The organism is Aurantimonas sp. HBX-1 (assembly GCF_021391535.1).
GTDB lineage: Bacteria > Pseudomonadota > Alphaproteobacteria > Rhizobiales > Rhizobiaceae > Aurantimonas.
In genome coordinates, this window is the sequence record NZ_CP090066.1 from 3,678,698 (window position 1) to 3,700,413 (window position 21,716).

Sequence of the window (21,716 nt, forward strand, 5' to 3'; positions counted from 1 at the left end):
CCTCACCCGCGATCAAGAAGCGGATGCAACTTTTGCGAAAACCCCGCTACTGCGTCTTTTCGGCAACTTCGGTAACTTCTCCATGTAAATCAATATTATAAGCATCGATTGCAGCGACTTCGGTATTCCCTCTGCGGTGCTCGGCTCACGTAAGGGAGTCCTGGCCTCAAGCTGCTCTCTACGCACTTCCTCAAAGTTGTGTTTCATTCCTCCGCAGAGTCCGATCGGCGGTGCGGATCGGAGGGGGACCGACCTTCATGCTTTCAGCGCGATCGCAGCATTTGATGGCGAGCAGTTGCCTGGCCGCCCTGGTTTGCATGTCGGGGACTGGTCTGGCCCGGGCGCAGGGCGCCGCTTCCGGCGCCACCCAGCCGCTGTGGGGCGCGCATGCCGACATTGTCGGCCGCACCGCGCAGGAGCATTCGGCGGCCGGCGTCGAGTTCTTCGTCCCGATGCTGCAGGACCAGGACTCGCTGATCTTCATCGACGCCGGCATCAACGGCGACTTCGATTCCGAGGTCTACGGCACCTTCGGCGTCGGCTTCCGCCAGATCATCAATCCCGGCCTGATCCTCGGCGGCATCGTCGCCGTGGACGTGACCCGCACCGACGAGGAGAACACGTTCGGCGCCATCTCGCTCGGCGCCGAGGCGATCGGCACGGCGGCCGAGGCGCGGATCAACGTGCAGCTGCCGTTCTCGGGCGCCAGCCAGATCTCCGACGAGACCGTCCTGATCAGCCAGCCGGGCACCCTCACCCTGCTCGGCAACCAGCTGGTCGAACAGGCCGCGAGCCGGCGGATCACCGTCGACGAGGTGCCGCTGACCGGCGTCGAGGGCGAGGTCGGCGTCAACCTGCCGATCGGATTCGAGCGTTTCGACGACCAGCTGAAGGCCTTTGCCGGCGCCTATCACTATGACGGCGACGGCGTCGACAGCTTCACCGGCGTCAGCGGCCGCCTCGAATACAGCGTCCGCGACGTCCTCGGCGACAGCCTGCCCGGCGCCGAGCTGATCCTGTCGGCCGGCCTCACCCACGACGAGGAGTACGGCACGAACTTCGCCGGCGAGGCCCGCCTGCGCATCCCGCTCGGCGTTCCGGCCGGCCGCGACGCCAACGCCCGGGCGCTGTCTCCGATCGAGGAGCGGATGACCCAGCGCGTGGTCCGCACCACGCGCATCCATACCTCGGAGCGCACCCGTACCGAGACGGGCGCGCCGGAGACCCGCGTCGTCGTCGACCCCCTCACCGGCCTGCCGCTCGATTCGATCTTTTTCGCCGACGGCGCCGAGACGGTCGGCGCCGGCACCGCGTCCGACCCGACGACGCTGGAGGACGCGGTGCTGCGGGCCGGGCTCAACGGCACGATCGTCGCGGAAGGCAACAACGGCACGATCGACACGCCGGGCGTGACGCTGGCCAACGGCCAGCGGCTGGTCGGCGGCGGGGTCATCATCCCGGTGCGCCTCGCCGACGGGACCATCGCCAGCTTCCAGCTCGGGCAGGCCGTGCCCGTGATCTCGGGCATACCGACGGCGAACGTCGTCACGCTCGGTTCGGGCAACCAGGTCCAGGGCCTGATCATCAACGGCGGTCTTTCCGGCATCGCCGGCACCAATGTCGGCGCGCTGACGCTGCAGCAGGTCACCCTTGCCGGCAGCGCGGGCGCCGGCTTCTCGATCGTCAACACCACCGGCACCAACAGCCTGTTCGTCGCCGGCCTGCAGGTTTCGGGCACGGGCGGGCCCGGCATTGCGGTGAACGGCCTCGGCGGCGGCACCACCACGGTGACCGAGTTCAGCAGCGTCGGCGTTGCCAGCGCCGGCGGCGGCGGCGTGCTGTTCGACGGGGTCGCCTTCGACGCCAACCCGCAGGCCGCCGGCTTCCAGCGCGTCGAGGCCGGCAACCTGACGATCGGCGACCAGGCCAATCCGGCGGCGATCGTCGGCGACGGCCTGCGGCTCAACCAGGTCGCGGGCGACCTCAACTTCGCCAGCCTGCTGATCGCCAACAGCAACGGCGCCGGCCTGTTCATCCGGGATCGGGGCGGGCCGGGCGGCGATTTCAGCTTCGGCAACACCGGCGGCGCGATCACCACGGTCGGCGGGACCGCCATCGACATCGACCCGGTTTCCCTCGCGTCGCGCTTCGGCAGCGTCGCCTCGACCCGCGCCAACGGCCAGGGCTCCGGCGGCACCGAGGGCCTCTTCCTCGACAACATCCTGGCACGCGACGCCGGCACCCCCGCGCTGGTCATCGATTCCCTGCTGATCAGCGGCGCCGCCGGCGACGGTCTGGTGGCCACCAACAATGCCGGCAACCTGGTCTTCGGCACGACGACGATCACCGATGTCGGCGGCGACGGCATCGCCGCGGAGAACAACAGCGGATCCCTGACCTTCGGCGCTACGTCGGTGACCAACGCGGCCGGGGACGGGATCGAGCTGACCGGCAACGCCGGCCCGATCACCTTCGGCGCAACCACCATCACCCGTCCCGGCGGCACCGGCATCCTGCTCGCCGACAATGCCGGCAGGGTAAGTTTCGCCGACACCGCCATCACCAGTCCCGGCCTCGACGGCATCGACATCGCCGGCACCAACGGCAGCGTCGGCTTCGGTAATGTCGACATCACCGGCCTCGGCGCCGGCATCGGCCTCGACCTCACCGACGAGGCGGGCTTTGCCTCGACGCGCGTTGCGCTCGCCTTCCAGACGCTGGACATCGCCGGCACCGGCGCCGCCGGCTCGGTCGGCATCGACTATTCCGGAACGACCAATACGTTCGATGTCACGACGGCCGATTCCGGCAGCATCAGCGGCGTCGCCATCGGCATCGACCTCCGCGACGCCGCCGCGACCGGGCTGTTCCAGTTCGGCGACGGCTCGGCCACCGACGCCGACGGGCGCGCCAGCCTGATCACCGCCGACCGCCCGCTGGAAATCGCCGGGCTCAACGGCACGACCGGCCTCTACAATCTCCGCGACGTCGCCTATGTCGGCGACATCTCCAACCTCACCGGCATCACGGTCTTCTATGTCGACGCCGACGGCGGCAACGATGCCGGCATCGCCGATGGCTCCGCCGACGATCCCGGCACGCTGGCGCAGGCGATCGCCAGCGGCGCCGACGTCATCGCGCTTGTCGACAACCAGGCCGCCGGGCAGGACGTCATCGACGCCGGGGCCGCCATCCAGGGCGCGCCGGGTTCGCTGACACTCGCCGCCGGCCAGCGCGTCGTCAGCTTCCTCACCGAGGACATGGTGGATACGGGCGGCGGCAGCGGCACACCCAGCAACCTGCTGCTGACCGGCATCGACGCCAACATCGTCCGCAATCCCAATTCCGGCAACGGCGCACCGAGGCTGACCACCACCGAAGGCGGGTCGAACACGCTGGTGCTCGACAGCAACAACGCCCTGCTCGGCACGGTGATCGACAACGGGGCCGGCGCGATCGCCGTGTTCGGCAGCGGCATCAGCGGACTGACCGTCCGCGACAGCCAGATCGCCTCGCTCTCCCTGGACGCGGCGACCGGAAACGGGCGTATCGAGGACACCCTGCTCGGCCAGCTGGCGGTCCAGGGCGGCACGATCGCGCTGACCGGCACGAATGTCGACATCGTTCATTCGGGCGCCGGCGCCGCGCTTTCCGTCGGCGGCGGCCATTCCGGCAGCATCGGCTTCGACGCGGCTTCCGCCATCACCGTCACCGGCGGCACCGGCCTGCGCTTCACCGGCACGAGCGGCGCCTACGCCTTCGGCGGGCCCGCGACGCTGGGCGGCGGCGCCAATCTCGCCCTGCTCGGCGCCGCCGGCAGCCTGTCCTTCGGCGATGTCACGATTACCGCTCCCGCCGGCAACGCCATCGACACGGCCGGCACCAATGGCGCCGTCAGCCTCGGCAACGTCGTCATCGCCGGCGTCACGACCGGGGCCGTCGGGCTCGACTTCAACGGGGCCGCCCTCACCGGCGCCTTCACCGCGCGGTCGCTGGTCGCGGCCGGCGCCGGGGGCACGCCCCCCGCCGGCTCGATCGGCATCGACCTGCGCGGCGTGACCGGCGGCCAGGCAATCCGCATCGGCGTCTCGCCGGCACCGAACCCGGCAGCCGACACGCCGTCGAGCCTGAACAATTTCGCCACCGGCGTCTTCGTCGATGCCGCCAGCAATGCCCAATTCACCTTCGGCGACGGCGAGGACGCGGTCGACCAAGGGAGCCGCATCCGCGCGACGACTCGGATCAATGCCGCCAGCGCGCCGACGCTCGGCAACTACAATTTCCTCGACGTCGACTTCGAAAGCGCCTCGCCCGGCGCCGGTTTCGTGCCGGCCACCGTCTACTATTTCTCCGAGACCGGTACCGGCACCGGCGCCACCCAGAGCGACCCGGGGTCGATCGCCGGCGCCGAGGCGAGCGGCGCCGACGTCCTGGTGCCGATCGGCCCCACCACCATCAACGCCGCCAATGGCGGGGGCGGCGGCAGCCTCGACCTCGCCGCCGCACAGCAGCTGCGCGGCTTCAATGCGGCCGGCGGCACGCTCGACGTCGGCTTCACCGGTCCGTCGACCATCCAGATCTCGGCAAGCAGCTCGACGATCACCGACCTCAACAACCAGGGTTCGCCGACCCTGACGACGAGCGCCGCCCAGAGCGTCGTCAATCTCTCCGACGGCAACACGCTGTCGTTCATCTCGATCACCGGCAGCACCGGCGGCGCCGCCGGCATCGCCGGCATCGGCATCAACAACCTCGTCGCCAACAACATCACGATCGCGGGCACCCCGGGCGCCGGCATCTCGCTCACCGGCACGACCGGCAACATCACCTTCACCGGCACGACAAGCGTGACCGCGACCGGCGGCGCCGGTGTCTCCATCGCCGCCACCGGCGGTGACGTCAGCTTCGCCGCCTTGTCGGTCGACAACTTCACGACCCCGACGGCCGGCGGCGGCATCGCAATCAGCGGCCCCGGCAGCTTCAGCTTCACCGGCGGGCTCGACATCCGGACGAGCGCGGGCACCGGCTTTGTGGCGAGCGGCGGAGCCACCGTGACCGTCGCCGCCACCGGCACGCGCCAAGTCAGCACCACCGGCCCGATCCTCGCTTGGAACGGTGTCAGCATCGGCGCCGACGGGGCCAGCTTCAGCAGCCTCGCCGCGACCGGCACGATCGGGGCCGACGCGATCAACCTGACCGGCGTCAGCGGCGGTGTCTTCTCCGGCGGCGCCGTGGCGATTGCCGGGACGGGCGCCGGCTTCGACGGCATCGAGATCAACGGCTCCAGCGCCAGCTTCAGCTTCGCCTCCGCGACGATCGACAACACCGCCGGCAATGGCATCAACCTCGTCGGGGCCAACGGCGCGGTGAGCTTCGCGACGGTCGACATCGACGGCGCCGGCGGAGCCGGCATCCGGGTCTCCGGCTCGACCTCGAGCGTCGACATCAACGGCGGCACCATCGGCGCCACCGTCGCGACCACCGGTCCCGGCGTGCTCATCGAGAACTCGCTCGCCGGCAGCGAGATCACCACCCGCTTCCTCGACGTGACCGCCAACGGCGCCGACGGCTACACGCTGACCAACAATGCCGGCCTGGTGTCGGCGATATTCGGCAGCGTCACCCAGACCGGCGCCGGCGACGGGCTGGAGGTCAACGGCGGCAGCGGCGGCGTCTGCTTCGGCTCCGACATCAGCCATAGCGGAACCGGCGCGGGCGATCGGGCGGTGCGGATCACCGGCACCAGCGGCGACATCCAGATCTGCGGCAGCCAGGTGACGAAGACCAATGGCGGCCTCGTCGTCGAGATCAGCAACGTCTCCGCCGGGGCGATCAGCTTCGACGCCGCGATCGCCGCCAATGGCGGTGCCGGCGGCATCGCGATGGCGAACAATACCGGCGGGTCGACGACATTCAACAACACCGTCACCCTGGCGACGGGCGCCTCGGGCGGCGTCGCGCTGACCAGCAATGCCGGCCATCCCGTCACCTTCGGCGGCGGCCTCGCGATCACCACGACCAGCGGCACCGGCTTTACGGCGAGCGGCGGCGGCACGATCACGATCACCGGCTCCGGCAACACGATCCAGACGGCCACCGGCCCGATCCTCGCCTGGAACGGCGTCGGCATCGGCGCGGGCGGCGCCAGCTTCGACAGCCTGACGGCGACCGGCAGCGTGCTCGGCGACGCGATCAGCCTGACGAACATAGCGGGGCCCGGCAGCTTCAGCGGCGGCGCGGTGTCGATCGCCGGGGCGTCCGGCGCGGGCGCGGACGGCATCGCGGTCACCGGCGCGTCGACTGCCATCGGCTTCGGCACGACGACGATCGGCGCCACACAAGGGAGCGGCATCCTCCTGTCCGGCAATGCCGGCACGGTGACCTTTGGCGGAACGACGACGCTGACCAATCCGGGCGCCGCCGGCGTCGTCGTCACCGGCGCCAATGGGGCGATCGCCTTCGACAGCCTGCAGATCGCGCTGCAGACGGACAACACGACCGGCGTCGCACTCGCGGGCACCAATCTCGACGCCGGCTTCGCGGCGACCGATTTCGACCTCACCAGCACTTCTGCGGCCGGCACCACGGCGATCGATCTCTCAGGCACGACCAGTACCGGCACCGTCCGGTTCGGCGACACGAACGTGGCGGGCCAGAGCGCCACGATCGCCGGCGCGGGCGCCAACGCGACGGGCCCGACCACCGGCATCCAGCTCGCCAACGCCAACATCGCCAACTTCATCTTCGGTGACGGCGAAAGCTCGAACGACCAGGGCAGCCGCATCACCGCCATCAACCGTCTCGACGCAAGCCCCGGACCGCTCGGCGGCAGCTACAACATCCTCGACGTCGATTTCCTGGGCGCGGCCCCCGGCCCCGGCTTCGTGCCGGCAACCGCCTATTATTTCTCCGCGACCGGCACCGGCACCGGCGCCACGATCGACGATCCCGGCTCGATCGCCGGTGCGCAGGCGAGCGGCGCCTCGCTCCTGATCCCCGTAGGCAACGCTCAGATCGACGCGGCCGGCGCCGGGGGCAGCCTCGACCTCGACGCGAACCAGCAACTACGCGCCTTCGACGCCCCGGGCGGCACTCTCGACGTCGGCTTTACCTATGGTGGTCTCGGCGTCATCCAGACCACCGCGACAGCCGGCAATATCAACGACACCGCCGGCGACGGCTCGCCCGAGCTGACCACGACGAGCGCTGCCCCGGTCGTCAATCTCTCCGACGGCAACACGCTGTCGCGCATCCGCATCAATGGCGGCGCGGTCGGCGTGGCCAGCACCGTCGCCATCAACAGCCTCACCGCCGATAACCTGACCGTCTCGAACACCACCGGCGCCGGTATCTCGCTCGCCGGCACGACCGGGAGCATTGTCTTCGGCGGCACGACGTCGGTGACGGCAACCGGCGGCCCGGGCGTCTCGCTGTCCGCGACCAGCGGCACGATCAGCTTCGCGACGCTGTCGGTCGACAACGCCACCACGGCAGGCGGCGGCGTCGCAATCAGCGGCGCCGGGAGCTTCAATTTCACCAACGGGCTCGCCATCCGCACGAGCACGGGCACCGGCTTCTCCGCCAACAGCGGCGGGACGATCCGGGTCGCGGCGACGGCGGGTGCCGAAACGATCGTCACCGGGTCCGGGCAGGCGATCAGCCTCAGCGGCGTCTCGGTCGGCGCCGGCGGGTTCAATTTCGACGAGGTCTCCGCCAACGGCCCCAATGTCGGCATCGGCCTCATCAATGTCGGCTCGGTCGACGGCGGCGCGATCAATCTGGGTACCGTCGATCTCGACAACATGATCGTCGGCGGCGTCCGCATCGTAAACACGCTGGGTGCCGCCCTCAATTTCGGCAGCCTTGCCGTCAGCTTGGCGGGCGACACCGGGACAGCGTTCATCCTCAACGGCGTGGCACTCGGCGCGGCGGTCACGGCGGACGATTTCGACGTCACCAATGCCGGGGCGCGCGGCACCACGGTCGGCATCGACCTCACCGGCGTCACCGGCAACCAGATCGTGCGCCTCGGCGACAGTAACCCCGGCGGCGCGTCCTCCAGCATTGCCGGTGTCGCGACCGGCGTCGTCATCAGCAACACGTCCTCGGCGCAGTTCACCTATGGCGACGGCGAATCCGCCACCGACCGCGGTTCGACGATCGAGGCGACGGTCCGCATCGCGGCGCCGGGCTCCGTCTCCCCCGGCGCCAGCTTCAACTTCCGCGACCTGCTGCTCGACAATGGCGGTCCGGGCACCGGCTTCGGCATCGGCCGGATCATCTATGTCGACAGCGACGGCAATGCGACGGGCGGCGGGGACGGGACCGGCCGCGACGGCGCCAACCCGACGACACTCGCGGCCGCCGAAGCGCTCGCGGTGGCCGGCGACATCATCGTCCTCGTCGACAACGGCCAGGCGATCACCGCCGCCGCATCCGGCGCCGACGACACGCTGCAACTCCTTGCCGACCAGCAGCTGCTCGGCTTTGCCAACGGCAGCGTTTCGATCAACTTCACCGCCCCGACCGGGATCGACTTCGGCAGCAGCAGCTTCACGCTGGGCGACCCGACCGGGAACGGCGCGGCTACCCTGACGTCGGCCGCCGGCGCCGACGTCGTCACGCTCGGCGCCGGCGGTAATCGGGTCGACGGCTTCATCCTTGACGGCAGCCCGGACGGCGCATCGCGCGGCATTACGAGCACGGGCTCGTCGGACACGACGATTTCCAACATGACGGTCCGGAACTTCACCGGCCCGGCGCTGCAACTCGGAAATCTGACCGGCACCACGACCCTGACCAATGTCTCGGTCAGTGGCGGGGCGGGCGGCGCGATGCTGCTTCAGAACGCGCTCGGCGCCGTGAACGCGACGAATGTCGACCTGACCGGCTCCTCGTCGCTAGCGGTCACCGGCGGCAACGCCGCCTTCAGCTTCGACGCCACCAGCTCGATCAGCAACACCGGCGGGCTGGCCGTCAGCCTGGCCGGGCGGACCGGCGGCAGCTTCACTTATGCCGGCACGGTGACCTCGGACGGCGCAACGGCCGGCGGCATCAGCATCGCCGGCGCCACCGCCGCCGATACGGTGAGCTTCACCGGGACGGTCGATCTCGGCGGCACGACGGCGCTCGGAGCGTCGGGCGTCTCTATCAACAACAACGGCACGGCTTCGGTCATCAGCTTCGCCGATCTATCGGTGGCGACGGACGGCGTCACCGCGTTCGCGGCGCTCAACGGCGGCACCGTCAATGTCACGACGGGCAGCCTGTCGGCCCTCGGCGCGACGGCGATTTCCCTCGACGGCCTTGCCGCCGGCATCAACCTGGCGTCGACCAGTTCCACCGGCGGCGTCAACAATGTCGCGCTGACCAACGTCACCGGCACGGTCGCGCTCGGCGCCGGCGCGCTGAGCGGCGCCACCGGCACCGCCTTCGCCATCACCGGCGGCAACGCGACCGTCAGCTATGCGGGGTCGGTCACGAAGACGCTCGCCGGCCAGATCCTCGCCATCGACAACAGCGCCGCCTCCGTCACCTTCTCCGGGGCGTTCAACGCCAGCGGCGGCTCCGGCGGCATGCTGCTGCAGAACCTCACCGGCTCGGCCACCTTCTCCGGCACCGTGACGCTGAACACCGGCGCTTTCGACGCCGTGGCCATCGTCAACAACAGCGGCGCCATCGCCTTCAACGGCGGCCTCGTCATCACCACCACCAGCGGCACCGGCTTCGCCGCCACCGGCACCGGCACCGTCAACGTGGCGGCCACGACGGGCGCCGAGTCGGTGACGACGAGCACCGGCCGAATCCTCGACTGGAACGGGGTCGGCATCGGATCGAATGGCGTGCGGTTCGACAGCCTGACGTCGAGCGGCGTCGTCGCCGCCGATGCAATATCGCTGGTCGATGTCGGCGGGACGAGCATCTTCAGCGTCGGAAGCGCGTCCATCGCCGGAACGAGCGGCGCCGGTTCGGACGGCCTGGCGATCGCCAATTCCGCCGCGGCCTTCACCTTTGGTTCGGTGACGATCAACAACACGTTCGGCAACGGCATCGACCTCGTCGGCACCAACGGCACGGTGACGGCGTTGAACACGACGGTGAACGGCGCGGCCGGCGCCGGCGTCCGCGTCAGCGGCACGACCGGCTTCGTCTTCCTGGGCGGCTCGATCGGCGGCACGACCGTCAATGGCGGGCCTGGAATGCTGGTGGAGAACACCGTCTCCGGGATGGTGCAGACCTCCGGCCTCAGCGTCAGGGCAAATGGCGCTGATGCGGTCCAGCTGACGAACAACAGCGGCGCCGTCCTGTTCGACTTCCCTGGCCCGATCACCCAGCTGGGCACCGGCGATGGCGTCGACATCAGCGGCGGCACCGGCAGCGTCGATATCAACGCCGACATCGTCCACAGCGGCGCTGGGGGCGCGGCCCTGCGTATCGCCAATACGTCCGCGAGTATCACCTTCGACGGCGACAACATCACCAGGACCGGCGGCGGCGTCACGGCCGACATCAGCAGTGCCACCGGCGCCGTGCAGATCGGCGCCGTCTTCGCCACGGGAAGCGTGACGGCCAGCGGCGGCGCCGGCGGCATCCTAATCGACAACAGCAACGTCGCCTTCGGCATGCAGGTGTCGCTGACGACGGGAACGGCGAATGCCGTCACGATCACCAACAATGTCGGCCGCACCGCCGCCTTCAACCGCGGCCTTTCGATCAACACCACCTCCGGCGCCGGCTTCACGGCGAACAGCGGCACCGTCCGGGTCGCGGCGTCGAGCGGCACAGAGACGATCACCACCGGCACCGGCCAGATCCTCGGCCTGAGCAACGTCGGCATCGGCACGGGCGGGTTCAACTTCGAAAGCCTGACGGCGACCGGCACCGTCGGCGCCGACGCGATCTCGCTCGCCACTGTCGGCGGGCCGGGCAGCTTCTCGGCCGGCAGCGTGTCCGTCGCGGCCACCAGCGGTGCCGGCTTCGACGGCATCTCGATCGCCGGCTCCTCGGCGACGGTCGGTTTCGGGCCGACGACGATCGGCGCCACGGGCGGCAACGGCATCCTGCTCTCGGGCAATTCCGGCCCGGTCACGTTCACCGGGCAGACCACGATCGGCAATCCCGGCGCCGCCGGCGTCGACATCGAGGGCACCAACGGCGCGATCAGCTTCGCCAATCTCGACATCACGCTGGGCACCGCGGGCACGACCGGCCTCGACCTGTCCAACGCGGTGCTGGCCGGCAACATCACGGCCGTCGATTTCGACGTCGTCGGCACGACGGTCAACTTGACGCTGGGCGTCAATCTCGCGGACACGACGCGTACGGCAGCCGAGGTCCTCCGGCTCGGCGACACCGTCATTTCCGGCGGCCAGAGCGCGAGCATCGTCGGCACGGGACGTGGCGTCCTGTTCTCGGAGAACACCGACATCGATTTCGTCTTCGGCGATGGCGAGGGCGTGGTGGATACCGGATCGCTGATCGACGTGGCCGGCCGCGCCATCGACAGCACCGGCCTCCTCCTGCCGGCATCCGGGACCTACAATTTCCGGGACGGGACGTTCGGAAACAGCGTCATCGAAAATCTGGCCTCGATCTCCGTCTACTTCGTCGACCAGGCCAACAACGGCGCGGGCGCCGGCACGCTTGCTAATCCCGGCAGCATCGACGGTTTCGAAGCTTCGACCGCCAACGTGCTGGTGCTGATCGACAGGGCCAACAACGCGACGTCCGACCTGATCGACATGGGCACCGGCTCGCTCGACCTCGCCGACGGTCGCGTCGCCATTTCGTTCGCTTCGGGCGATGCTGCCATCGACGTGTCGACGCTCGGCGTCGATGGCACCGGCGCGCCGCCCTCCTTCACCTTCACGGGCATCGCCAACTCGCCGTTAATCCAGGCACCGGGCGGCATCGACTCGGTGCGGCCGACGCTGACCACGGCGGGCGCAGGCAACACGATCAACCTGCCGACCAGTGGCACCGGCACGATAACCGCCGGAGTCGGGCGTGTGATCGTCCGGAACACGGGCACCGGCGCCGGCATCGCCGCGAACGCCACGGCAGGCTCGGTGTTCGCGATCCTCGGCAACGACATCGCCACCACCGGCGGGCAAGCCTTGAGCCTCACCACCACTGGCGGCACGGCCGACATGCTGCGGGCCTTCGTCAACAACAACCGTTTCGAGCGGTCCACCGCCGGTTCAGCCGTCTCGTTCAACGGCCAGAACATCTCGGCGACGCAGAACTCGATCGCCCTTCGCTCCTTCGGCTCCAACACCGTCACCGGCAACGGGACGGGCGGCGGCATCCTGTTCAACAACGTACGCTTCGATGCCGACGGAGCCGGCGCGGCGGTCAATGCCACCGCGCTGACGGTCGGTGCGCCCGGTGCGCCTGGCACCCGCGTCCAGGGCGACGGCGTGACGTTCCTCAACCCGATCGGCACCTTCGACGCCGGCACGCTGAACATCGCCAACAACGGCGGCACGGGCCTCGTGGTCGACACCAAGGGCGCCGGCACCACCTTCACCCTGAACAGCACCGGCGGCGCCGTCGACACCACCAACGGCACGGCGATGAACCTCGACCCGCTGACGGTCGGCATGACGCTGGGGTCGGTCACCGCCACCGGCGGCGCCAACGGCATCATCTTCGACCAGGTCGCCGGCACGTTCAACGTCACCGGCGCGACCTCGGTCACCGGGACCTCGGGCTACGGCATCACTGCGATCAACACGAATACCGGCACGTTCACCTTCAACACCTTGACCGTGAACAACGGCTCGACCGCCGGCGGCGGCGTCAACGTCGCCAGCGGCACGCTGAACTTTGCCGGGAACACGAACCTCACCACGGCCGGCGGCACCGGCATCAACCAGAGCGGCGGGACCATCGCTTCCACGGCGGGCACGCTCGCGCTGAGCACCGGCGCGGGCACAGGCATCGCCACCACCGGTGGCTCGCTCACGGCGACGAACGTCGGCAACACGCTGAGTTCGACCTCCGGCGCGGCCGCGATCCTCAACGGCAGCACCGCGAACCTTCTCTTCTCCGGTACCTCGTCCGGCGGCACGCCGGCGGCCAACATCTCGCTGACCAACGTCGCCGGGTCGCTGGACTTTGGAAACGGCTCACTCGTCGGCTCCACCGGCACGAGCGTCCTCGTCAATGGCGGGACGGCAGGCGTTTCCTATGCCGGTTCAATCACCAGCGGCACGGGGCAGGCCGTCGAGATCAACGGCCGGACCGGGGCCTCGGGTGCGATCACGCTGTCGGGCGCGATCACCCACAACGTCGCGGCGAGCCGCGGCATCTACGTCCACGACAACAGCGGCGGCACCATCACCTTCTCGGGCGCCACCCAGTCGATCACGACGACAACCGCGAACGCCGTCGAACTCGCCACCAACACCGGCGCGACGATCAACTTCACGGGTGGCGGGCTGGACATCGACACGACGACCGGCACCGGCTTCAGCGCCACCGGCGGCGGCACGGTCAACGTCTCGGGGGCCGGTAACACGGTCACGGCGACGGCCGGCCGGGCGGTGCTCGCCACCGGCGTCGGCGGCACGATGACCTTCGCGTCGATCGCCTCGACCGGTTCGCCGACCGACGGCGTCAACCTGGCGCTCAGCACCGGGGCCAGTTTCACCGTCACCGGCAACACCGTCATCTCGACGCCGGTGGAGTCCGGCGTCGAGATCGCCGGCGCCGGGACGATCGCATTCCAGGGAGCCGGCTCGTCGATCACCGGCGCCGGGGCGGTGCCCTTCCTGGTCACCGGCGGCACGGCCAGCGCGACGTGGAACGGCTCCATCACCCAGGCGCTCAACGTCGCGATGGTCAGCATCAGCAACCATGCGACGGGGACGATCACCTTCAACACCGGCACATTGTCGGCCACCAACGGCACCGGCCTGCAGTTCGACAACGCCGACGGCGTCTACAACTTCAACGGCACGACGACGCTCAACGGCGGCGACGCCGGGGTGGACATCCTGAACGGCTCCGCCGGCTCGTTCAGCTTCGGCACCGGCACCACGATCACCAGCCCCACCGGGACGGCCTTCAACGTCGGCGGCGGCGCGGCGACGGTCACCTACAGCGGCACGATCACCCAGGCGACCGCCAGCCAGCGCATGATCGCGATCGCCGACACGACCGGCGGATCGGTCAGCTTCAACACGACGACGGCCAACGGGCTGAACAATTCGGCGGCGACGGGCACCGGCATCCTGATCGACGGTGCCGCCGGCGCGGTCACCGTCGCCAACGCCAGCCTGACCGGCGCCCGCGGCATCACCATCCTCGGCGACTCGACGAACAACGCCACCGGCACGTTCACCTTCACCAACGTCGCCATCGACACGGCGGCGGGGGCGACGAACCATGCCTTCGTGATCGACGGGGACCAGGGCACCCCAGGCAATGACGACGTCAACGCCACGGTGATCCTGAACAATGTCGACATCGTCAACCCCGGCGGCAACGTCGCCAACATCCAGGGCCTGGCCGGCGGCGCGGTGACATTCGATACCGCCAGCACGATCACCCGCAACGACGGCGGGCTCGGAATCCTGGTGACCAGCAATGCCGGCGGGACGATCACCTTCGGCGGCGCGACGAAGACGCTGACGACAGGGACCAACGTCGCGGTCAACCTGACCAACAATACCGGCGCGACGGTCAACTTCACCGGCGGCGGTCTGGCGATCAGCACGACGGCCGTCGGCTTCAACGCGACCGGCGGCGGCACGGTCACCGTGCAGGGCGGCGGCAACACGATCAACTCCGGCTCCAACACCGCGCTCAACATCTTCAACACGACGATCGGCGCCGCGGACCTGACGTTCCAGAGCATCACGTCCGTCGGCGGCAGCGCCACCGGCATCATCCTCGACAACACCGGTTCGATCGGTGGCCTGCACGTGACCGGCACGGGCACAGTCGGCTCGGGCGGCACGATCGCCAACAAGACGGGCGCCGACGGCGCCCTGACCACGGGCAACGGCATCTATCTGAACAACACCGCCGACGTGCGGCTAGCCGGGATGCAGCTCAACGATTTCCAGAACAGCGCCATTCGCGGCTTCGCGGTGAACGGCTTCTCGCTGGAGGACAGCGTGATCAGCGGGGCGGTGGGCAACAATACCGGCGCGATCGAGGGCGCGATCGCCTTCGGCGACGTCCTGGCCAGCGGGACAGCCGGCCTCACCGGCAGTTCGCTGATCGACAACGTCAATATCAGCGGCTCCATCGAGCACCAGATCGAGATCTACAACCAGATCGGCACGATGAACCTGACGATCAGCAACTCCAGCATCCACGATGGTGGGGTCGACGGCCTCCAGCTCGAGATCAGGGGCAGCGCGCAGGCCATCGTCGACATCGACAACAACCAGATCTTCAACATGGGATCGCAGGCGATCCAGATGTCTGCGCTGGAACAGTCCTTCCTGCAGGCGACGATCCGCAGCAACACCATCACGCGCGGCACGCAGGGCAACGAAGGCATCGTCATTTCGAATGGCGGCGATGCCGACGCCAGGGTGCTGATCGGCGGACCGACCCTTGCCGACGGCAACACCATATCCGGTTTCGGCGGTGTTGCCATCTTCGTGGGCCAGGTTGCCGGTCAGGGCACAGCCGCTTCACTGCTCGAGGCGACGATCCAGAACAATACCGTCACGTCCCCCGTCACCGCGACGAACCATGCGATTCTGGCTTTCGTGAGCAGCGCGACCGGACAGGTGTCGCAGGCCCGCTTCCTGATCGACAACAACAATGTCACCTACAATTCCGGCGCCGCGCGCGCCATTCTCGTCGATGCACCCGATGTGGGCAGGACGCCGAACTTCTACGCCACGGTGACCAACAACACGGTCACGGCTACGGACGTCAATGCCGTGACGATGATCTCGGTCGCGGCGCGCAACGGGGCCACCGGCAGCGCCGACGTACGCGGCAACGTCGTGACCTACACGTTCGGCTCGCCGCCGATCGGCCTCAACGTCCGGGAGGCAACCGGCGGGAGCATGGTACTTGCCCGTGGAGGATCAGGGTCCAACGATTCCGCCGCGGTGCTGGCCGCGAACAATCCGGGGTCCACGACGGCGGTCCTTCCGAGTGCGGTCGACATCCCCGTCGTCGAGAACAACACCATGCTGCTCCCGGCAATCCCGACGCTGCCGAGCCTGCCCTGATGACCGGCGGCGAGGCGGTGGGCGAGGACTTCGGCGGCAAGACCTTGCCGGCGACACGTCGGACCCGGTCGCCCATACGGCAAGCTTTGGCTGGGGCCGGCCTGATGCGGGCGCAAGGCGCCGGACGATGCGCCGTCCGAGGTCGCCGGCGCAGGAGAGGAGCGACGACGTGAAGAAATTTCGGCGGGCGGCGACCACGACAGGTACAGCAAATTTCGATGTGGTTGATAAAAAGTCGGGCTAAAGGTAAGTTTATCTCTTAATATCAATAGTTTAAATCGGAATTTTCATACGATTACTCCTCTACGTTATTCTCCTTCGCCCCGACCGCCGGTTTCCGTCCGAATTGATCGGAATCGACGGAGCAAATTTATCTTTCACGTGCAGCAGATCTAGTAGACGTTGGCATGGGCCGGTATATAATAGACTGAGGGGACATGAGGGGGGGGGCCTATGGCAGAGCCGTTTCTATCTGAAATCCGCCTCATGTCGTTCGTTTTTGCGCCCAAGGGATGGGCGCTGTGCAACGGCCAGTTGCTGCCGATCAATCAGAACCAGGCGCTGTTCTCGCTGCTGGGAACGACCTTCGGCGGTGATGGCAGGGTGAATTTCGCCTTGCCCGATTTTCGAGGCCGCGTGCCCATGCATGTCGGCTCGGGCCACACGCTGGGAGAACGCGGCGGCGAGCAGGCGCACACGATCTCCATTCCCGAACTTCCGACGCATACGCACGTGCTGCAGGCCACCAGCGGCAACGCGACGGCCGCCGTACCCGCCACCGCGCTGATGCTCGCTGCCTCCGTCAATTACGAGGCCTATCGGCCGGCCTCGGCCCTGGTGGCCCTGCAGCCGGCAAGCGCCGCCAATCTCGGCGGCAGCCAGGCGCATCTCAACATGCAGCCGTTTCTCGCGCTGTCATTCTGCATCGCCCTGCAAGGCATTTTCCCGTCACAGAACTGAGGAGATCGCGATGGCCCAGCCCTACGTCGGCGAGATCCGGATGTTCGCCGGCAACTTCGCGCCTGCCGGCTGGATGTTCTGCGAGGGCCAGCTCGTGCCGATCTCGGAGAACGAGACGCTCTTCCAGTTGATCGGCACCACCTATGGCGGCGACGGCCAGAGCACCTTCGCGATGCCGGACCTGCGAGGTCGTCTGCCGATGCATCAGGGCAACGGCTTCGTCCTGGCGGAGACGGGCGGCGTCGAGGAGGTGACGCTGACGGTCAACCAGATCGCCGCGCACAACCATCCCATGCTGGCCTCGTCGGACCCGACGACCACGCCCAATCCGCAGGGCAACGTCATCGGGACGCCGCAGACGGCCACCCCGTTCTATGCAGCGCCCCCGACCCTGGCTCTTGCCGCCCAGTCGGTCACCCCGGTGGGCGGCAACCAGCCGCACACGAATTTCCAGCCTTATCTGTGCGTCAATTTCATCATTTCGTTGTTCGGGATCTTCCCGTCGCCGACCTGAGAGGCATCCATGGCCGACCCCTTCGTGGCGGAAATACGCATCTTTCCGTTCAACTTCGCGCCCAAGGGCTGGGCGTGGTGCGACGGCCAATTGTTGCCGCTATCGCAAAACACCGCGCTTTTCTCGCTCCTGGGCACAACCTACGGCGGCAACGGAAAATCGAACTTCGCCCTGCCGGATCTGCAGGGAAGCGCGCCGATGCACCCGGGCCAGGGGCCAGGCCTGGCGCTCCACGATCTGGGCGAAGTCGGCGGAACGGAGACGGTCACGCTGCTGGAGTCGGAAATTCCGGCCCATAGTCACGCGGTCAACACTTACAACGACGTCGGCGAGGATCGCATCGCGGGCCCGACCGAGGCGCTCGCCCGGTCGACTGGCGGACTTCTCTACGGAACCCCCGCGACATTGGTCGCAATGGCGCCAAATGCGCTGTCCCTGGCCGGCGGCGACCAGCCCCACAACAACATGATGCCCTACCTCACCTGCTATTTCTGCATCGCACTGCAGGGCGTGTTTCCGCCACGCCAATGAGCAGCAATCGGCCGTGATGTCGCACAAAGCAGCTTCCGGGCCGAATGTCGGCGACGCGCGCCTCGGCACGGCGGTCCGGGCAGCGCGCCCGGCCCCGCCCGGCACGCGTTTCCGCGCCGCCACGAGCGCCGACGACGCGTTTTTCGCCGCCCTCTACGTCTCGACCCGCATCGAGGAACTGGCGCTTTCCGGCTGGCCGGAAGCCATGCAGGCGGCGTTCCTCGCCCAGCAGGCGGCCGCCCAGCAGGCGCATTACGTCCGGCACTACGACGATGCCGAATGGTGGGTGCTGGAGCGGCACGGGCAAGCCATCGGCCGGCTGATCCTGGCGCGCTGGCCGAGCCAGCACCGCATCGTCGACATCGCGCTGCTGCCGCACGCGCGGCGCGGGGGCCTCGGCGGCACGATCCTCGCCGGCGTGATCGCCGAGGCGGAAGCCGCCGGCAAACCGGTGTCGATCCATGTGGAGAAAGCCAACAAGGCGATGCGGCTCTACCGCCGCCTCGGCTTCGCGACCGTCGAGGACAAGGGGGTGTACGACCTGATGCTGCGGCCGGCAGGCGGCGCCGCGGCGGTCGACGCCGCCGACGGGCGCGAGGCCGTCAATTGAAGATGGCCTCGTAGAGCATGCGCCCGCCCTGCCGCCCGACCGGGACGAGGAAGACCGGCGTGCCCTCGCCCGCCTCGCCTGCAGGCAGGATCTCCACCGTGCCCTGCGACAGCGCCGGGGTTGCCGGTCCGGAGAAGGCCAGGCTGAAGCTTTCGCCGTCCGCGCGGATGCCCTGGCCGAGCCCGGTCACCGCGTCGAGGACGAGCGGCACGACCACCCCGCCGGCGCGCGCCTCGAACGCCCGTCCCGCCAGCGTCCGCGCCGTTTCCAGTGTCGTCAGCATGCCCGCCCGCGCCCCCACTTCGCCCTGCCGCGGCAGGATAGCGGATTTCCCGGGCGCATCGAAAGCGGCGATTGCCGCGCCGCCCGAAATCCCTCAACCTGCCCCTGACGCCCGATCGGAAGAGAATGTGACATGAGCCAGACCCAGCCCGTCATGCCGCTGTTCTACGAGCGGCCGGAGGCCCTGCAGCCGGAGCGGCACGGCGCCCTCGGCCTCAAGCCCGAGCCGGATTTCCGCTTCGCCTCCCGGGCCGTGTCGGTGCCGATCAGTGCCGCCGAAGCGCCTTTCGTCGCCCGCCACTATCCGATCGTCTTCGCCACCGCCGGGGAGTTCCTGCCGCTGGCGGTGCTCGGCCTGTCGAACGGCGAGAACCTGTTCGTCGACGCGGCGGGCGCCTGGGAGCCGGGCACCTACGTCCCCTCCTATGTCCGGCGCTACCCGTTCGTCTTCGCCACCGGCGAGGACCAGGGTCGGCTGACGCTCTGCGTCGACCGGGCGGCCGGGCGGATCGTCGAGGACGGCGGCGAGAAGCTGTTCGCGGACGGCAAGCCGACCAAGGTTACCGACAACGCGCTGGAGTTCTGCGCCGCCTTCGAGCGCGAGATTGCGGCGACCCGCAAGATCGTCGAGCTGCTGCGCAAGCACGGCCTCCTCACCGAGAACCAGGCGACGCTGACGCTGCCGAGCGGTTCGAAGGTGGCGCTGAAGGATTTCATGGTGATCGATACGGCCGCGGTCGACCGGCTCTCCGACGACGGCTTTGCCGAGCTGCGGCACAACGGCGCCCTGCCGCTGGTCTTCGCGCAGATCGGCTCGCTGCCGGGCTGGGGAGATCTCGCCCGGCGGCTGCCGGCGGCCAACACCGCGGCGCAGCCCGCCTAGGCGCGGCGCCCGCCCGGCTGCCGCCAGTCAGGGCGTCGCGGTGGGCCGGCCGGCGGCGTAGTCGTCGAAGGCGGCCGAGAAGCCGGCGAGCGTCACCGGGACGGTGACGGCCTGCTGCTGCGCCGACTGGAAGGTGACGTCGAGCAGGCTGCCGCGCTTCAGCTGCTCGAGCAGTGCCGGCTCGATCGCCGTGCCGGCATAGCTGCCGTTCTGGTCGGCGGTCTGGATGACCAGCTTGCGGGCCTCGCCCTTGTCGATCTGCAACTGCACCCCGGCCGGCAGGAACAGGCCGTGCGGCAGCGCCAGCAGCAGCGCCGGCTGGCCGTCGCCGCCCGGCTGGATCATCACAGTGAGCAGCCGCTGCTGCCCCTGGCCCTGGTCGGCCACGAGGTTCTGCAGCACCGTGCAGCGCTTCGCCGTACCCTCGCCCTCGCAATTGACCCGCCAGTTCGGCCCCGCGGCCGCGGCCGGCGCGGAAGCGGGCGGTGCGGCGGTCGGCGGCGAAGGTGCGGGGGTGGGAGCAGGTGTGGCGGGGGTGGCCGGCGCCGGCGCGGGCGCGGCGGGCGCCGTGTCCTGCGCGCCGGACGGCAGGGCCGACGCCGCCAGCAGCGCCAGAGCGAGAACCGGTCCGAGGGCTATGCGCGCAGGGGCCATCGCTGATCTCTCGTTATTCGCTCGCGATGCGGGTGGAACAAGCGGCAGACAACTGTCCCATGATTAGCCCGAGGCGCCGCGCCAGGCAAGGCAGCGACGCCCGTCGGCGCGCGACGGGACCGGCCCGGTCAGGCGGCCGAAGCGCGGCGCCCGTTCCGCAAAGCCTCGTCGATCAGCCGGTTGGCCACCTGCATGCGGATGGTCGCCGCCTCGCGGTGCTGCGGCGGCATCAGGTCGGGGTGGTTGGCGCCCGCGAAGGCCCGCCGGATGCCGTTCAGCTGCGCCGCGGCAAGACCCGGCCGGATGGCGAGGTCCCGCGCGATCGCGGCCGGGTCGGTGTCCGGCGGCGGGGTCAGTAGGCTCTCGAGCGCCTCGCCCGGCTGGGGGGCGCCTGCTTCGTCGCCGCGCGCGACCGTCGGCGCGGCCTGCATGGCGCCCAGCACCGACCAGAAGCCCGGCCCGGTCGCCACCCGGCCGGTTCCGGCATGGTCGGACAGGCCGGCGGCTTCCATGCCGCCCAGTATCGCTTCGAACCCCTCACCGGTCATCCACAGGTCCCGCCCGCCGCTTCAAGACGCCGCAGCATGGCCGATCCTGGTGAAGCGTCGGTGAATCGCCGCCGCTTCGGACCCGACCCATGGAGACGCCGCCGGTTCACCCGGTGCCGCGCGTCAGGCAGCGCTGATAGGCCCGATCACCGTCGGCCAGCGCGGACTGGCGCTTCAGCGCCCGCGCGCCGAACTCGTCCTCGCCGCGGTCGACCAGATTCTCGTACTGGTTGGCGGCCGTCTGCCGGGCATATTGCCGGCAATAGGCTTCCGACCCGCGCGGATTGGGGTTGGCGGAAACCTGCGCCCCGGCGATCGGCGAGAGGTTGGGATAGGGCGTTCCGGTATTGCAGCCCGCCAGGCCGACGAGAAGGCCGAGCAGGATTGGCGTGACGTTGCGCATCGGAGTGTCCTCAAGAGTCGCGGAGGAATCTGGGGTCGCCGCCCCGCGCACCAAGGGGCATCAAGCGGGCGTGATCCGGCCATGTCGATGGACGGCGATCGATCCGACGCGGGGTTTGACCGCGCG

10 protein-coding genes are annotated in these 21,716 nt (G+C 69.2%); 6 read left to right on the top strand and 4 right to left on the bottom strand.

Annotated features, from left to right (window positions below):
• Positions 1-317: 317 nt before the first annotated feature.
• The 5 genes from LXB15_RS17445 to LXB15_RS17465 all read left to right on the top strand — a co-directional run bounded on the left by LXB15_RS17445 (position 318) and on the right by LXB15_RS17465 (position 18,820).
• Positions 318-16,205, top strand: a complete 15,888-nt coding sequence (locus LXB15_RS17445) for a right-handed parallel beta-helix repeat-containing protein (RefSeq protein WP_233949648.1) — start codon at positions 318-320, stop codon at positions 16,203-16,205.
• 453 nt (positions 16,206-16,658) lie between these two features.
• Complete coding sequence (locus LXB15_RS17450) at positions 16,659-17,165, top strand: phage tail protein (protein WP_233949649.1); 507 nt, start codon at positions 16,659-16,661, stop codon at positions 17,163-17,165.
• 10 nt (positions 17,166-17,175) lie between these two features.
• Positions 17,176-17,679: a phage tail protein gene (locus LXB15_RS17455; RefSeq protein ID WP_233949650.1), complete on the top strand. Its 504-nt coding sequence runs from the start codon at positions 17,176-17,178 to the stop codon at positions 17,677-17,679.
• Between the two features lie 9 nt (positions 17,680-17,688).
• Positions 17,689-18,210, top strand: a complete 522-nt coding sequence (locus LXB15_RS17460; protein ID WP_233949651.1) for a phage tail protein — start codon at positions 17,689-17,691, stop codon at positions 18,208-18,210.
• A 16-nt stretch (positions 18,211-18,226) separates the two neighbouring features.
• Positions 18,227-18,820, top strand: a complete 594-nt coding sequence (locus LXB15_RS17465; protein ID WP_233949652.1) for a GNAT family N-acetyltransferase — start codon at positions 18,227-18,229, stop codon at positions 18,818-18,820.
• On the opposite strand, the gene LXB15_RS17470 is transcribed toward LXB15_RS17465, so the two are convergent.
• Positions 18,813-19,103 (bottom strand): hypothetical protein, encoded by a 291-nt coding sequence (locus tag LXB15_RS17470; RefSeq protein ID WP_233949653.1) that lies wholly within the window; start codon positions 19,101-19,103, stop codon positions 18,813-18,815. The genes LXB15_RS17465 and LXB15_RS17470 overlap by 8 nt on opposite strands.
• 132 nt (positions 19,104-19,235) lie before the next feature.
• Between LXB15_RS17470 and LXB15_RS17475 the strand changes: the two genes are divergently transcribed.
• Positions 19,236-19,985, top strand: a complete 750-nt coding sequence (locus tag LXB15_RS17475; protein WP_233949654.1) for a SapC family protein — start codon at positions 19,236-19,238, stop codon at positions 19,983-19,985.
• A 27-nt stretch (positions 19,986-20,012) separates the two neighbouring features.
• Here the strand turns inward: LXB15_RS17475 and LXB15_RS17480 are convergent, their stop codons facing one another.
• From LXB15_RS17480 to LXB15_RS17490, 3 genes are all read right to left on the bottom strand, one after another.
• On the bottom strand, positions 20,013-20,639 hold the full coding sequence (locus tag LXB15_RS17480) for an invasion associated locus B family protein (protein WP_233949655.1): 627 nt from the start codon (positions 20,637-20,639) through the stop codon (positions 20,013-20,015).
• A 128-nt stretch (positions 20,640-20,767) separates the two neighbouring features.
• Positions 20,768-21,187 (bottom strand): hypothetical protein, encoded by a 420-nt coding sequence (locus tag LXB15_RS17485; RefSeq protein WP_233949656.1) that lies wholly within the window; start codon positions 21,185-21,187, stop codon positions 20,768-20,770.
• Positions 21,188-21,293: 106 nt separating this feature from the next.
• On the bottom strand, positions 21,294-21,590 hold the full coding sequence (locus tag LXB15_RS17490; RefSeq protein WP_233949657.1) for a hypothetical protein: 297 nt from the start codon (positions 21,588-21,590) through the stop codon (positions 21,294-21,296).
• Between the last annotated feature and the right edge of the window lie 126 nt (positions 21,591-21,716).

Excerpts from the sequence above, each read along its gene's own strand:
- LXB15_RS17460 (WP_233949651.1), top strand. The coding sequence starts at position 17,689 with ATGGCCGACCCCTTCGTGGCGGAAATACGCATCTTTCCGTTCAACTTC.
- LXB15_RS17450 (WP_233949649.1), top strand. The coding sequence starts at position 16,659 with ATGGCAGAGCCGTTTCTATCTGAAATCCGCCTCATGTCGTTCGTTTTT.
- LXB15_RS17475 (WP_233949654.1), top strand. The coding sequence starts at position 19,236 with ATGAGCCAGACCCAGCCCGTCATGCCGCTGTTCTACGAGCGGCCGGAG.
- LXB15_RS17455 (WP_233949650.1), top strand. The coding sequence starts at position 17,176 with ATGGCCCAGCCCTACGTCGGCGAGATCCGGATGTTCGCCGGCAACTTC.
- LXB15_RS17445 (WP_233949648.1), top strand. The coding sequence starts at position 318 with ATGTCGGGGACTGGTCTGGCCCGGGCGCAGGGCGCCGCTTCCGGCGCC.
- LXB15_RS17465 (WP_233949652.1), top strand. The coding sequence starts at position 18,227 with ATGTCGCACAAAGCAGCTTCCGGGCCGAATGTCGGCGACGCGCGCCTC.
- LXB15_RS17485 (WP_233949656.1), bottom strand. The coding sequence starts at position 21,187 with ATGACCGGTGAGGGGTTCGAAGCGATACTGGGCGGCATGGAAGCCGCC.
- LXB15_RS17480 (WP_233949655.1), bottom strand. The coding sequence starts at position 20,639 with ATGGCCCCTGCGCGCATAGCCCTCGGACCGGTTCTCGCTCTGGCGCTG.
- LXB15_RS17490 (WP_233949657.1), bottom strand. The coding sequence starts at position 21,590 with ATGCGCAACGTCACGCCAATCCTGCTCGGCCTTCTCGTCGGCCTGGCG.
- LXB15_RS17470 (WP_233949653.1), bottom strand. The coding sequence starts at position 19,103 with ATGCTGACGACACTGGAAACGGCGCGGACGCTGGCGGGACGGGCGTTC.